The organism is Micromonospora sp. NPDC048935, assembly GCF_043197875.1.
Lineage (GTDB): Bacteria > Actinomycetota > Actinomycetes > Mycobacteriales > Micromonosporaceae > Micromonospora.
In genome coordinates this window covers 1,034,616-1,047,776 of record NZ_JBICTZ010000001.1, presented here as the reverse complement: position 1 = coordinate 1,047,776, position 13,161 = coordinate 1,034,616, and the positions used below count along the sequence as shown (strand labels likewise).

13 protein-coding genes are annotated in these 13,161 nt (G+C 73.2%); 8 read left to right on the top strand and 5 right to left on the bottom strand.

Annotated elements, in window-relative coordinates:
• Nucleotides 1–29 precede the first annotated feature (29 nt).
• The 4 genes from ACGFIW_RS05200 to ACGFIW_RS05185 are packed head-to-tail and all read right to left on the bottom strand — an operon-like array spanning nucleotide 30 to nucleotide 2,853.
• Complete coding sequence (locus ACGFIW_RS05200) at nucleotides 30–554, bottom strand: hypothetical protein (RefSeq protein ID WP_393311020.1); 525 nt, start codon at nucleotides 552–554, stop codon at nucleotides 30–32.
• On the bottom strand, nucleotides 538–1,293 hold the full coding sequence (locus ACGFIW_RS05195; protein WP_393311019.1) for an SDR family NAD(P)-dependent oxidoreductase: 756 nt from the start codon (nucleotides 1,291–1,293) through the stop codon (nucleotides 538–540). Before ACGFIW_RS05195 ends, ACGFIW_RS05200 begins: the two co-directional genes overlap by 17 nt.
• Nucleotides 1,286–2,605, bottom strand: coding sequence for an AMP-binding protein (locus tag ACGFIW_RS05190; protein WP_393311018.1), 1,320 nt, complete (start codon nucleotides 2,603–2,605; stop codon nucleotides 1,286–1,288). Before ACGFIW_RS05190 ends, ACGFIW_RS05195 begins: the two co-directional genes overlap by 8 nt.
• On the bottom strand, nucleotides 2,602–2,853 hold the full coding sequence (locus tag ACGFIW_RS05185) for a phosphopantetheine-binding protein (protein WP_393311017.1): 252 nt from the start codon (nucleotides 2,851–2,853) through the stop codon (nucleotides 2,602–2,604). Before ACGFIW_RS05185 ends, ACGFIW_RS05190 begins: the two co-directional genes overlap by 4 nt.
• 58 nt (nucleotides 2,854–2,911) lie before the next feature.
• On the opposite strand from ACGFIW_RS05185, the gene ACGFIW_RS05180 reads away from it, so the two are divergent.
• A complete protein-coding gene (locus ACGFIW_RS05180) occupies nucleotides 2,912–3,463 on the top strand; it encodes a GNAT family N-acetyltransferase (protein WP_393311016.1) in 552 nt (183 codons plus the stop codon).
• Nucleotides 3,464–3,561: 98 nt separating this feature from the next.
• On the opposite strand, the gene ACGFIW_RS05175 is transcribed toward ACGFIW_RS05180, so the two are convergent.
• A complete protein-coding gene (locus ACGFIW_RS05175; protein WP_393311015.1) occupies nucleotides 3,562–5,295 on the bottom strand; it encodes a hypothetical protein in 1,734 nt (577 codons plus the stop codon).
• Nucleotides 5,296–5,662: 367 nt separating this feature from the next.
• On the opposite strand from ACGFIW_RS05175, the gene pseB reads away from it, so the two are divergent.
• The 7 genes from pseB to ACGFIW_RS05140 are packed head-to-tail and all read left to right on the top strand — an operon-like array spanning nucleotide 5,663 to nucleotide 12,973.
• Nucleotides 5,663–6,646 (top strand): UDP-N-acetylglucosamine 4,6-dehydratase (inverting), encoded by a 984-nt coding sequence (gene pseB, locus ACGFIW_RS05170; RefSeq protein WP_110561940.1) that lies wholly within the window; start codon nucleotides 5,663–5,665, stop codon nucleotides 6,644–6,646.
• On the top strand, nucleotides 6,643–7,800 hold the full coding sequence (locus tag ACGFIW_RS05165; RefSeq protein WP_393311014.1) for a DegT/DnrJ/EryC1/StrS family aminotransferase: 1,158 nt from the start codon (nucleotides 6,643–6,645) through the stop codon (nucleotides 7,798–7,800). The genes pseB and ACGFIW_RS05165 overlap by 4 nt, the downstream gene beginning before the upstream one ends.
• 10 nt (nucleotides 7,801–7,810) lie before the next feature.
• Entirely contained in the window at nucleotides 7,811–8,659 is an 849-nt protein-coding gene (locus ACGFIW_RS05160) for a hypothetical protein (RefSeq protein WP_393311013.1), read from the top strand.
• Complete coding sequence (locus tag ACGFIW_RS05155; protein WP_393311012.1) at nucleotides 8,649–10,475, top strand: class I SAM-dependent methyltransferase; 1,827 nt, start codon at nucleotides 8,649–8,651, stop codon at nucleotides 10,473–10,475. Before ACGFIW_RS05160 ends, ACGFIW_RS05155 begins: the two co-directional genes overlap by 11 nt.
• 20 nt (nucleotides 10,476–10,495) lie before the next feature.
• Nucleotides 10,496–11,248, top strand: a complete 753-nt coding sequence (locus ACGFIW_RS05150; protein ID WP_393311256.1) for a cytidylyltransferase domain-containing protein — start codon at nucleotides 10,496–10,498, stop codon at nucleotides 11,246–11,248.
• Nucleotides 11,245–12,303, top strand: coding sequence for a PseG/SpsG family protein (locus ACGFIW_RS05145; protein WP_393311254.1), 1,059 nt, complete (start codon nucleotides 11,245–11,247; stop codon nucleotides 12,301–12,303). Before ACGFIW_RS05150 ends, ACGFIW_RS05145 begins: the two co-directional genes overlap by 4 nt.
• 34 nt (nucleotides 12,304–12,337) lie before the next feature.
• On the top strand, nucleotides 12,338–12,973 hold the full coding sequence (locus ACGFIW_RS05140; RefSeq protein WP_393311011.1) for an alpha-ketoglutarate-dependent dioxygenase AlkB: 636 nt from the start codon (nucleotides 12,338–12,340) through the stop codon (nucleotides 12,971–12,973).
• Nucleotides 12,974–13,161 lie beyond the last annotated feature (188 nt).

The window sequence follows — 13,161 nt, the reverse complement described above, 5'->3', positions numbered from 1 at the left end:
CGACACGGGTATTGCTGGATGAGCTGGTTCTACAGGATGCCGCGGACACCGGGCCGCGACCAGACACGGCCCGTCCGCTGCGCCGGCACGACGCCGGGCGCGGAGACACCGCCAGGCGCGGGGGCGACGCCAGGCGCGGGGGCGACGCCGACGGTGACCACCAGGTCGGCCACCCGCAAGGTTCGCCAGAGCGCTGGCCCGTCGGCCGGGGTGCTCAGGCCGTGGCGACGCCACCAGGCCGCCACCGGCACGTCGGCGAGTTTGCAGCAGCACTCGGCGCGGGTCCACCGCGCCCAGAAGTCCTCCACGCCGAAACGGCGGGCCAGCGCCGGGGGCACCGGGGCGTCGGCACGTTCCGCGTCGATGGCCACCCGCCACCCGGGCGTCGGCGGGCCGTACCAGCCGACGCAGCGTCCGTCGTCGAGGTGACTGCGGGTCACCGCGTCGGCCAGGTCGACGGGTACGCCGATCCGGAGGTGCCGTTCGGCGGCGGCCAGCAGCACCGGCACCGGGCGGGGCCGGGCCAACCGGGACGGCTCAGATGGACGCGGCACCGTCCACCACGATGACCTGGCCGTTGATGTTGGTCTGCTCCCGCAGCAGCATCCGCACGACCGGCGTGACCTCCGCCGGCTCGGTCAGGTGACCGGTCGGCGTGCGGCGCACTATCTGGTCGAGCTGGGTCGGGCCGAGCACGGCGGACATCTCCGAGGCGAAGAAGCCGGGCGCGACCGAGTTGACGAGCATCCGACCGCCCAGCTCCCGGGCGAGCGAGCGGGTGGCGGCGTCCATGCCGCCCTTGGTGGCCGAGTACGCGACCAGGCCCGGGAAACCGCGCTGCCCGCAGATCGAGGTGATGTTGACGATCCGCCCGCGCATGCCCTTGCCGAGCATCCGGCGAACCACCAGCCGGGTCAACTGCAACGGGGCGGTCAGGTTGGTCTCGATGATCCGGGCGATGTCCTCGGTGGCGGTGTGCACGTGCAGCGAGTCCTGCCCGACGGCGGCGTTGTTGACGATGCCGTCGATCGGGCCGAGGCGTTGCTCCACCTCACGGACGAAGCTCTGCGCGGCCCGCAGGTCGGTGACGTCCACCGAGCCGACGTGCACCCGGTCGGGGTGCTCGGCGACGAGCTTCGCCAGCTCCGGCGTGACGGTGCGGGCGAACGCCGCCACCCGGACGCCCGCGTCGAGCAGGTCGGTGACGATGGCCAGACCCAGCCCCCGGGAGCCGCCGGAGACGAGGACCACGGTGCTGGGCGGTACGAGCGGGGTGACGGCGGGTTCAGACATCGCTCTTCAGGGTCTCCTTGACGGGAATCTCGGTCAGCACGCGGATCCGGCGGGGCACCGCGTGCTCGGGAAGCCGGTCGGCGCACCAGCGCACCAGCGCGGCCTCGTCGGGCACCGCGGTGTCGACCGAGGCCGGACCGGACGGGTCGGCGGGAGCCAGGTCGGCCGAAGCCAGGTCGGCCGGGGTCAGGACCACCTCGGCGACCACCATCCGGCCGAGCACCGGGGCGCGGCGGCCGGTCACCCGGGCCCAGGCCACCGCCGGATGCCCGGCCAACACACCGCGTACCACCCCGGCGGAGACCTTGCTGCCGCCGACGTTGATCTCGTCGGAGTCGAGCCGGCCGGTGATCAGCACCCGGTCGTCGCGCACCTGCACCCGGTCCCCGGTGCGGATCGGGCCGGACAACCCGGCCCCGTGGTGTGGGGAGGTGACCACCAACTCGTCGTCGCGCACGGACAGCGTCGGCCGGCCGGGGGTTTCCCGGTCCAGCCAGTCGATCGGGAACCCGGCCCGCCCGTCGTGCACCACAATGGACGCCCCCACCTCGGAGGAGGCGTAGATCCAGGAGATCCGGGCCGTCGGGAAGACCTCCCGGAGCTGGTCCAGGATCGCCTGGTCCACCGGCTCACCACCGAGGGTGAGTTGGCGCAACGGCACCCGGGCCAGCGCGGCGGCATCGCGGTAGAGGGTGCGCCGCCAGAAGGTCGGGGTGCCGGAGGCGGCGTCGACCCCGTGCGCGGCGGCGATTGCCGGCCAGTCGTCCAGCTCGTCGGGCTCGACCACCACGAGGTGCTGGCCGGGCTGGGTCAGCGACAGGGTGACCACCTGCCACCACGCGTACGTGCCGGGGGCGTACGGGCAGAGCCAGGTCCGGTCGGGCTGCTCGGCCCGTACTGTGGTGAGCGTGTCGAGGGTGTGCCCGACCCGTTTGGGGCGGCCCGTCGAGCCCGACGTCAGCAGCCAGAGTCGGCCGGGATCGGCGGCTCGCTGCCGGGGCGGCAGACTCGGGCGCAGCCCGTCGTCGTCGAGGACGCCGACGGTGAACCCGGCCTCCAACAGCTCCGTCCGCATCGCCGCGTCGACCCGACTCGCGGTGCTGAGCAGCAGCTCGGTGCCGTGCACGGCGTGCTGCCGTGCGGCGGTGAGCGCGTGCACGGCGCGGTGGGCGAGCACGGCGGCCGGGTCGGGCAGCGTCGTCGTGGGCAGTGCACGCCAGGTCAGCGTGGCACCGCCGACGACGATCCGGTTGTCGGCACCGGCCGGCTCCGGGGGCGCGGGGACGGGGTCACGCGCCGTCGTGACGGTCACTGGTGTTGAAGCTCGACGAGGAAGTCGAGGACGTCGCCGACGGTGGCGATGCGGCGCAGGCCCGGGGCGTCGAAGTTGAGCTCCTCGCCCGTCTCGTCCTCCACCCGCAGGGCCAACTCGGAGAAGTCGAGCGACCGGAAACCAATCTCGCGCAACTGCGCCGCGTCGTCGGCGGGCAGCTCCCTGTCCTGGTTCTTGAGCACCTGAGCCATGAGGTCGCGGATCTGCGCGCGACTCAATTCGTTCATGCGCCGCAGTCTACAACCCAACGAATGCGTATCCGCTTTCCCGGTAGCCCCGGGTAAGGTGCTCCGACCGGACGAGAAGAGCGAGGAAAGTGAGACGCACGTGCTGCGCGAAGCGACGGCGGACGACGTTCACCTGATGTTGTCCTGGCGTAATCAGGAAACCAATCGTCAGGTCAGCAAGACCAGCCACGAGATCACCGCCGAGGAGCACGCCCGGTGGTGGTCGGCGGTCCGCGACGACCCGTCCCGACGGGTGCTGGTGTACGTCCGCGACGACCGGCCCTGCGGCGTGGTCACCTTCTTCGACCTGCGGTTCGACGGCCCCCGCACCGGGGCGTGGGGCTTCTATCTGGACGCTGACGGGCTGGCCGGACGGGACGAGACGTTGCCCGCCTGGCTGGGGGTCATGCGGGAGGCCGTCGAGTACGCGTTCGACGGGCTGCACCTGGAGCGACTCGATGGCGAGGTGCTCGGCCACAATACCGTCGTACGGCAGATGAACCGGCGTTTCCGATTCGTCGAGGGCACCCCGAGACAGGAGCTGTCCGACGGTCGGGAAATCACCGTCATCCCGATTTCGCTGGCTCGGGCCGACCGCCGGCAACGCTGATTGGCACACCCATTTAGGTAATGGCCCCGAATCATTAACCGATGGTGTTCCCGGTGGACATCCGCCGTTCACGAATGGCGGATGTCCACCGGGGAGGGTCAGGCCCGTCGCCAGGCCGCCCAGTGTTGTGCCGGGTTGCCACCGAGCCGGACGAAGCCGTACGCCGTGCCGTCCCAGTCGTCGGCCTGACCGGGCGCCCAGCGGGCGAACACCACCTGGGCGGCGGCCGGCGGCTGCTCGCCGAACCACCGGACGTCGGTCCAGGTCACCTGGTGGCTCAGGTTGAACCGCAGGGCGTAGTGCACGCCGGTCGAGGCCCAGACCCGCTCGCCGGGGCGTACGCCGACGTCGGCGACCCGGGGCGTGGGCGCGGTGCTCGCGACGGCCGGCCGCACGATGCGGTGCTCGATCACCTGCATGGTGACGAGGTTGACCACGACGAGGACGCCGAGCATCGGCAACCGCAGTCGGGGCAGCAGCGCGGCGGCGACGAGCAGCAGGCAGCCGCCGATCCCGACGAGTGACCCGAGCACCGGGCGCATCTCCCGCCAGCCCCCGGTCAACGCCACCAGGTCCGGTGCGCTGAAACCGCCGTAGCGCAGCCGGTGGCCCTGGCTGGCCACGTACGCGAGTCGGACGGCGATCAGCGCGCCGCCGCCGACCAGCAGGGCCACCGCGACGGCGGCCCGGCGCAGCACCACCCGGCGGCCGGCGGTGAACAGCACCCCGAGCCCGACCAGCAGCCAGAACGGCGCCAGCATCTGCACGTAGCGGCCGTAGATCGCGTCCAGCGGCTTGCCGGTGATGCCGGCCAGGATCACCGACGCCCCGCCGGCCACCCCGACGGTCACCACAAGCGCCACGCCCATCGTCCAGCGGGCGGCGTCGCCGTGCCGGGGGTGCCACAGCTCCCGCACGGCGGCGGCCCAGGCCACTCCGGCCATCCCGAACGTGATCACCACGAGGTACCAGAGTTGGGTGGTGACGCCCGCGCCGACGCGGACCACCCCCTGGACGGAGGCGACCGCCTCGACGGTGCCACCGCCCGGGGTGCTGCCGAGCAGGTAGACCTTGTCGCCGAGGTGGCGGATGACTGCGGCGTTGACGAGTGCCATGGCGAGCACCGGCAGCAGCGCGGCGAGCACCGCGGGCGGGCCGATCCGGCGGCGGACGAACAGCAGCAGGACCAGCCCGGCGTGCACCGCCACGATCACCAGGCCGCGCGAGTGCAGCAGGTGGAACCCGCCGACCAGCAGGCCGACGGTGGCGGCGGCGCGCGGGCCGGGCCGGTCGATCCAGCGGTGCACGGCGAGCAGCCAGGCGACCACCAGCGGGGCCATCACCGTGTCGATCATGGCGATGCCCGCGTAGAAGGCGGTGGCCGGCAGGGTCGCCGCCGCGACCGCGGCGAGCAGCGCGTACGACCGGCGCAGGCCGAGCAGGCGACGGCCGAGCAGGTACGCCAGCGGCAACAGCGTCGAGTTCGCCATCGCGTTGATCAGCTGGACGATCCGGTAGCTGTCGGTGAAGTCCCGGTCGCCGAGGAACGCCGGCGAGATCAACATCGGGTAGCCAACCCGGCGCAGCAGGTCGTTCTCACTGCTGAACCCTCCCGGCCCGCCGGCCAGCGCGCGGGCGGTGTTCAGGTAGCTGTCCTCGTCGGTGTGTGCGACCGGCAGCACGATGTGCCGGGACAGCCACATCCGCCAGGCGACGCTGAGCACCCAACCGACGACCAGCAGCACCGGCACCAACCAGCGCCGCGCGGGTGCCGGGTCCGGCGTCCGCGCCAGCGTCGCGGGTCGTTCGATCACGTCGCTACCGGATGCCATCAACGCCTCCAGAACTGCCGGCCGGACCGGTCCCGCGCGGACGACCGCCGGGCCGCTCGGCCCGCGCCGGTGACGCGTGGGGTGACCCGCTCGCACCGAGCCGATGCGGATGTCGGGTGAACGCGGAACCGGCCGCGCACCGGGCTGCCGGGTCACTCGCGCCGGTCACTGTAGCGGCCCGATCCGACCTGGTCAGGCCCTTCGCGGACCGGTGGGAAGTGTTTGCCTACGCGGTGCTCGGCATTCACAGGAGCACCGGACGCGGTTAACCCGGGAGCGTCGGGGAGTTAACCCGACATGGCTAGCGTCTCACCCCGGTCGGCCGGCCGAGGGCCGCCCGTTCATCCACGATCACGGGAGCACCACATTGAGTGAGTTGAATGGATCGTCCATTCTGATCACCGGGGGAACGGGTTCCTTCGGCAGGACGTTCCTCCGACACATCCTCACCGAGGCCGACCCCGCCCGGGTGGTGGTGTTCTCCCGCGACGAACTCAAGCAGTACGAGCTGCGCCAGCAGCTCGGCGACGACCCGCGGCTGCGCTGGTTCATCGGCGACATCCGGGACCGGCACCGCCTCACCCGCGCCATGCACGGCGTGGACCACGTGGTGCACGCCGCCGCGCTCAAGCAGGTGGACACCGCGGAGTACAACCCCTCCGAGTACATCGCCACCAACATCACCGGCTCGCAGCACGTCGTCGACGCGGCGATCGAGGCCGGCGTCAAGAAGGTCATCGCGCTCTCCACCGACAAGGCGTCCAGCCCGATCAACCTGTACGGCGCGACGAAGCTGGTCGGCGACAAGCTGTTCGTCTCGGCCAACCACTACGCCGCCCAGCACCCGACCCGGTTCGCCGTCGTGCGCTACGGCAACGTGGTGGGCAGCCGTGGCTCGGTCGTCCCGCTGTTCCGCCGGCTGGCCGCCGAGGGCAAGAGCCTGCCGATCACCGACAAGCGGATGACCCGTTTCTGGATCACGCTCGACCAGGCCGTGCAGTTCGTCATGGACTCGTTCGACCAGATGCAGGGCGGCGAGTTGTTCGTGCCGCGCATCCCGAGCATGCGCATCCTCGATCTGGTCGAGGCCGTGGCCCCGGACGCCACCACCCACGAGATCGGGATCCGGCCCGGCGAGAAGCTGCACGAAGAGATGATCGCGCCCGACGACAGCCGCCGGACGCTGCGCGCCGACGGGCGGTTCATCGTGCAGCCGACCATCGCCACCTGGGGCTACCAGCCGCCGGTCGACTGCGACCCGGTGCCGGACGGCTTCGCCTACCAGTCGGACACCAACGACGAGTGGCTCACCGTCGAGCAACTGCGCGACATGCTCGGCCTCACCGCATGACGGGAATGCTCCCGTACGGCCGGCACTCGATCACCGAGGACGACATCGCCGCGGTGGCCGGCGTGCTGCGCGGCGACTGGCTCACCACCGGCCCGCAGGTCGACGCCTTCGAGGCCGACCTCGCGGCGTGGACCGGCGGGGTCGGTGTCGCCGCCGTCTCCAACGGCACCGCCGCGCTGCACGTGGCGTACGCGGCGGCCGGGGTGGGACCGGGTGACGAGGTGGTGGTCCCGCCGATGACGTTCGTGGCGACCGCCAGCAGCGCGGTCGCCCTCGGGGCGAAGATCGTGTTCGCCGACGTCGACGACGAGACGTTCTGTCTCGACCCGGCCGCTGCCGCCGACGCCGTCACCTCGCGGACGAAGGTCGTCGCCGCGGTCGACTACGCCGGCCACCCGGCCGACTACGACGCGCTGCGCGCTTCGCTCACGGGCAGCGACGCGTTGCTGCTCGCCGACGCGGCGCACTCGATCGGCGGGACGTACCACGGTCGGCCGGTCGGCTCGCTCGCCGACCTGACCACGTTCTCGTTCTTCCCCACCAAGAACCTGACCACCGCCGAGGGTGGCGCCGTCGCCGCGCTGGACCCGTGGATCCTGCGCCGGGCCCGCCGCTTCCGCGGCGTCGGGATGGTCCGCGACCGCGATGAGCTGCGCTTCGCCGACGAGGGCGGCTGGCACCAGGAGGTGCACGAGTTCGGTCTGAACTACCGCCTGCCGGACGTGCTCTGCGCCCTGGGCCGCAGCCAACTGCGCCGGCTCGGTGAGTTCAAGGCCCGCCGCGCGGCCCTGGTCGCCCGCTACGACGAGGCACTTGCCGACCTGGACGGCGTACTCCGGCCGACCCGCCGGTCCTGGGCGGACCCGGCCTGGCACCTCTACCCGATCCGGGTGCTCGACGGGCGTCGCCGCGAGGTGTACGACCGGATGCGCGCCGCCGGCATCGGCGTCCAGGTCAACTACCTCCCGGTGCACTGGCACCCGGCCTTCGCCGACCTCGGCTACCGGCGCGGGTCGTGCCCGGTGGCCGAGTCGTTCTACTCCCAGCAGCTGTCCCTGCCGCTCTACCCCGGGCTCGGCGACGCCGAGCAGGATCGCGTCATCGACGCGCTGACCGCCGCGGTGCGGGTCGGCTCGGTGCGTTCCGCCGCCTGATGGGAACCTGATGCACCACGCCAACCACTTCTACGGCCACGCGCACGTGCTCGCCCGCTACGCCGGTCTCGGCGACCGGCACCCACCACGGATCAACGGGTACGTGCAGCACGGCTGGAACATCGGCGACGGCCTGGCCCCCGGTCACCCGTACGCCGAGCGCACCCCGAGCCTGCTCTGGTCGGACCAGACCCGCCGGCGGGCCTGGTCGGTGGGACGACGCAACGTGGTGGTCATCGGCGCCCCGTTCAGCTACCTGCTCGCCCTGCGCCCCGAGGATCCACCGGCCGAGGAACGGGAGGGCACCATCTGGTACCCGTTCCACGGGTGGGAGGGCCAGCACGTCAAGGGCGACCACCGGAAGTTGATCGCGCTGATCCGGGACACCGAGCCCGGCCCGGTCACCGTCTGCCTCTACTGGCACGAGTACCGGATGCGCAGCGTCCGCCGCCTCTACGAACGCGCCGGCTTCCGGGTGATCTGCCACGGCTACCGGGGGCACTGGTGGAAGGACACCGACCCGGAGTTCCTCGACAAGCAGTTGACCGAGCTGCGCCGACACCGCCGGGTAGCATCCAACCGGCTGACCAGTGCGATCTTCTACGGCATCGCGGCCGGCTGCGAACCGGCGGTCTACGGCGACCCGATGATCCTGTCCAACGAGGACCCGACCTTCGGCGGGACGGCCCGCATCCGGCGGCAGTGGCCGCAGTTGCACGGCACCGAGGTCGACCTGCCGACCGCTGTCGAGATCGCCCGCGCCGAGCTGGGCACCGACCACCGCTGCACGCCGGCAGAGCTGCGGGAGCTGCTCGGTTGGGCGAACCTTCCGGAGGAAGAGGACCACCGTGACGACTGAGACGGCACCCGCCGGCCGGATCGCCCTGCCCGGCGGCGAGATGCTGGCCTGGTCCGACCTGCCGCAGCAGCGGTTGGCCGACGGTGGACCCCTCGCCGCGCTGGCCGCCCGGCTCGTGCCGCCCGGCGCCCGGGTGCTGGTGGCCGGGCCACACGACCCGGCCCTGCTCGACCAGCTCGGCCACGCCGAGGTGACAGGTCTGCTGCGCAGCCACCCGGACGCTGTCGCGCTCGCCCAGCGCGCCGCGCACCTGGTGGTGGGCGGTCCGGCCGGGTTGCCCGACGACGAGACGTACGACGTGGTGATCGCCCCCGCCGGGCTGGACCCGGTGGAGTCGGTGGAGGGCACCCGCCTCGGGTGGGACGGCGTGCTGGCCCGACTGGTCGCCGCCCTGCGACCGGGTGGCACGCTGCTGCTGCGCGTGGACAACCCGCTCGGCCTGCACCGACTCGTCGCCACCACCCCCTGGTACGCCGGCCGGGAGGATTCCGAGTGGACGATCGGCGGCGTCCTCGACCGGGCACACCCGGCCAACCGGGAGCAACTCCGCGAGCGGCTCACCGCCGCGGGGCTACGTCCGGGCGCGTGCTGGGCCGCGTACCCCGACGCCGGTACCCCGACGGCGCTGCTCGACGCCGACCACCTCGACGCCGACGCCGGCTCCGGCCTCTTCGACGCGGTGCTGCACGGCGCGTGCGCCGGCGGTTTCACCGGCGACGCCGTGCTCCAGGACCCGGCCCGGCTGGCGGTGGACGCGCTGCACGCCGGCCGCGCCGCAGACCTCGCACCGGGTTGGCTGGTGCTCGCCCACCGGCCCATCGACCCGGCGGACCCCACCGCACCGGGCGGCGACGCGGACCTGCCGGTGGCGCTGGTGCAGACCGGGCGGCCCGGGATCGGCGTGCTGGAGGTGCGGCACGGGCCGTCGGGCTTCCGTTGGGGGCGCATCCAGACCACCGGCACGCAGCCGCCGGCCGCCGCGCCGTTCGCCAGCCGCGAGGCCGCGTACCGGGACGCGGACGCGCTGACCGGGCCGGTGCCGTCCGGCCGGCTGCTGCGTACCCTGCTGCTCGACGCGGCCCTGCGCCGCGACCTGGCCGCCCTGCGCACGCTCCTGCACGGATACGCGGGCTGGCTCGCCGACCAGGCCGACACCGACGGCCGGATCGGTGGTGCGGTGGCGCTGGTCGGCACCGACAACGTGGTCGTCGACGGCGAGCGGTACGCGGTGCTCGACCCGAGCTGGCGGGCCACCGACGCCCTGCCCGCCGACGTGGTGCTGGCCCGCGGCCTGTGGCGCTTCGCGGCGGGCCTGCTCACCGGCGGGTACGCCCACCCGTGGTCGTCCACCCTCGACGTGGCCGGCCTGACCGTGGTGCTCGGCGGTCTCGCCGGCCACGACCTGGACCGCGCGACAGTCGCCGAGGCGGTGGAGGCCGAGGCGGCCATCGCCGCCGCCCTGCACGGGCTGGACCCCGACGGCAGGATCCACCTCGCCACCGAGCTGCACGCCGTCGCACCGACCGACCCGCCGGTCGGCTCGCGCAGCTACCAACAACTGCGCGAGGCGTGGCTGCGCCAACGCGAGGAACTCACCCGACTGGCCGCACTGACCGCCTGGACTGAGGAGCTGCTCACCTCACGGGAACGGGCGCTGCGCCGGGCCGAGACGACGATCGGCCTGCTCAGCGGATCACTCAGCTACCGGGTGGGCCGGCTCGCCATCACCCCGGCCCGACTCGCCAAGCGGGGTGCCCGCGCCGCCAAGCGCCGAGCCACCGCCGTGCTCACCCCGAAGGAGGAGGAGCAGCAGTGACCGGCGTACCGGCACCCGGGCTGACCCGGACGGGCGGCACGGCCCCCCGGATCGTCGGGATCGTGCAGGCCCGGATGGGTTCGTCGCGGCTGCCCGGCAAGGTGCTCCGCCCGCTCGCCGGGCGTTCCGTGCTGGGCCGGGTGGTGCGCGCCGCCCGCGACAGCGGCGTCCTGGCCGACCTGGTCGTCGCGACAAGCACGGATGCGGTCGACGACGCCGTGGTGGCCGAGTGCGCACGGCTGGGCGTGCCGTGCCACCGCGGGCCGGTCGACGACGTACTGGATCGCTTCGTGGGTGCCCTCGCGGCGCACCCGGGGGACGCGGTCATGCGGTTCACCGCCGACTGCCCGCTGCTCGACCCGGAGATCATCACCCTGGTCGCGGCGGTGTACCGGGCGGTCCCCGGGCTGGACTACGCGAGCACGTCGATCGCCCGCACCCTGCCCCGCGGGCTGGACGTCGAGATCATCGCAGCCGAGACCCTACGTACCCTGGGCCGGCTCGCCACCGACCACCACCGGGTGCACGTGACCTCGTACGCGTACACCCATCCGGAGCTGTTCCGGGTGCTCGGTGTGACGCTCACCCCGGACCACTCCGCGCTGCGGCTCACCCTCGACACCGAGCGGGACTGGGCGCTGGTCAGCGCGGTCGTCGACCACTTCGGGGACGTCAGCGTGCCGCTGGCCACCCTCGCCGACTGGCTACACCGGCAGCCCGAGCTGCGCGCGCTCAACGCCGACGTCCGACAGAAACAGCTGGAGGAGTCCTGAGTACGCCGCGGGTCGGGCTGCGCTGCGACGCCGGGCCACGGCGGGGAGTCGGCCACCTCGTGCGCTGCCTCGCGCTCGCCGAGGAATTCCTCGCCCGGGGCGCCCACGTCACCGTGTTCGGCACCGTCGAACGGCTCGCCTGGGCCACCGCGGAGCTTGCCGCACGAGGCATCCCCCTGCACCCGGGCCCGGAGTCGCCGGCCGAGCTGGTCGAGGCAGCCCGCCAGCACGAGCTGGACGTCATGGTCCTCGACTCCTACGAGCTGGACCCGGCCGGGGCGGGCGCGCTGCGCGCCGCCGGCGTGTTCACCCTCGCCATCATCGACGGAGACAGCCGGGGCCAGGTCGCCGACCTCTACCTCGACCAGAACTTCGGCGCGGAGCTGACGGGGTTGCCTGGTCGGCTACTCGCCGGCAGCGGGTACGCGCTGCTGCGCGACTCCGTGATCACCGCCCGGCCGGCGGCGCCCCGGCCCGCCACGGCGGTCAGCCGCCCCCGGGTGCTTGCCTTCTTCGGCGGCACCGACGCGGTCGGCGCGGCCCCGGTACTGACCCGGGTGCTGGTCGCCACCGGCCACCCGATGGACCTCACGGTCATCGTCGGCCGACCCGAGCTGGAGGCCGAGGTCGAGGACATCACGCCCGGCCGTGGGCAGATCATCCGACCGATCCCGCCCACCACCTCGCTACCGACCCTGGTCACCGAGGCGGACCTGGTGGTCAGCGCCGCCGGCACGTCCACCTGGGAACTCTGCTGCCTCGGCGCGCCCGCCGCGCTGGTGTGCGTGGTCGACAACCAACGTGAGTCGTACGCCCGGGTGGTGCGCCACGGCCTGGCCGCCGGTCTCGGCGAGCTGCCGGAGCTGACCGCCTCCGGTGTCGCCGGGCGGACAACCCGCGCGGCGGCGGCGCGGACCCTGCTCGGGCTGCTCAGCGCACCGCAGCGGCGCGCGACGCTCGCCGCCCTGGCCTGGTCGACAGTCGACGGGCAGGGTCGGGCCCGGGTCGTGGACGCGGTGCTCGACGCCGTCCGCGCCAGCGCGGTCCGCCCCTAGCACGGGTGTACGAAAGTGCTGCTAGGGTGGCGGTATGACGCGGGCCGCCTATCAGCCGTCGATGCTCGACCTGACCGACGCCGGGCCGACCCTGGGGCCGTTGCCCGGCCAGATCCGCCGTCACCAGCTCAGCCGGGGCGCCTGGGTCGACCACCTCCCCGGCTGGGTGCACGGCTCCGACGCCGTCCTCGACACCCTGCTCACCGAGGTCCCCTGGCGGGCCGAGCGGCGCACCATGTACGACAGCGAGGTCGACGTGCCCCGCCTGCTCTGCTGGTACGACGCCGACCGGCAACTGCCGCACCCGGTGCTCACCACGGCACGGGCGGAGCTGACCCGGCACTACGCGCCCGAGCTGGGCGAGCCCTTCGTCACCGCCGGCATGTGCCTCTACCGGTCCGGCCGGGACAGCGTCGCCTGGCACGGCGACACCATCGGCCGCTCCGCACACGCCGACACGGTCGTCGCGATCGTCTCCTTCGGCGCGCCCCGACCGCTGCTGCTACGCCCGCGCGGCGGCGGCGACAGCCTGCGCTTCCCGGTGGGTCACGGCGACCTGATCGTGATGGGTGGCTCCTGCCAACGCACCTGGGAGCACGCCATCCCGAAAACCACCCGCCCGGTCGGCCCCCGGGTGAGCGTCCAGTTCCGCCCGCACAACGTCGCCTGAGCCCAAGCCCCCGAGGCCGGCGGGCGGCGCGCAACCCGCGCGGCGAGCGGACCCGGACCGCTGCCTTCAGCCGCCCCGGCGACCCGCATGATCGTGCTAGATCCAGGAGCGAGTGATATCGCCGCGTCACGATCATGCCGGGGCTCAACCGCCAAGATCCGCGCAACTTCGGGGAAACTGCTGCCTGC

Excerpts from the sequence above, each read along its gene's own strand:
- ACGFIW_RS05195 (WP_393311019.1), bottom strand. The coding sequence starts at position 1,293 with ATGTCTGAACCCGCCGTCACCCCGCTCGTACCGCCCAGCACCGTGGTC.
- ACGFIW_RS05185 (WP_393311017.1), bottom strand. The coding sequence starts at position 2,853 with ATGAACGAATTGAGTCGCGCGCAGATCCGCGACCTCATGGCTCAGGTG.
- ACGFIW_RS05175 (WP_393311015.1), bottom strand. The coding sequence starts at position 5,295 with ATGGCATCCGGTAGCGACGTGATCGAACGACCCGCGACGCTGGCGCGG.
- ACGFIW_RS05165 (WP_393311014.1), top strand. The coding sequence starts at position 6,643 with ATGACGGGAATGCTCCCGTACGGCCGGCACTCGATCACCGAGGACGAC.
- ACGFIW_RS05160 (WP_393311013.1), top strand. The coding sequence starts at position 7,811 with ATGCACCACGCCAACCACTTCTACGGCCACGCGCACGTGCTCGCCCGC.
- ACGFIW_RS05140 (WP_393311011.1), top strand. The coding sequence starts at position 12,338 with ATGACGCGGGCCGCCTATCAGCCGTCGATGCTCGACCTGACCGACGCC.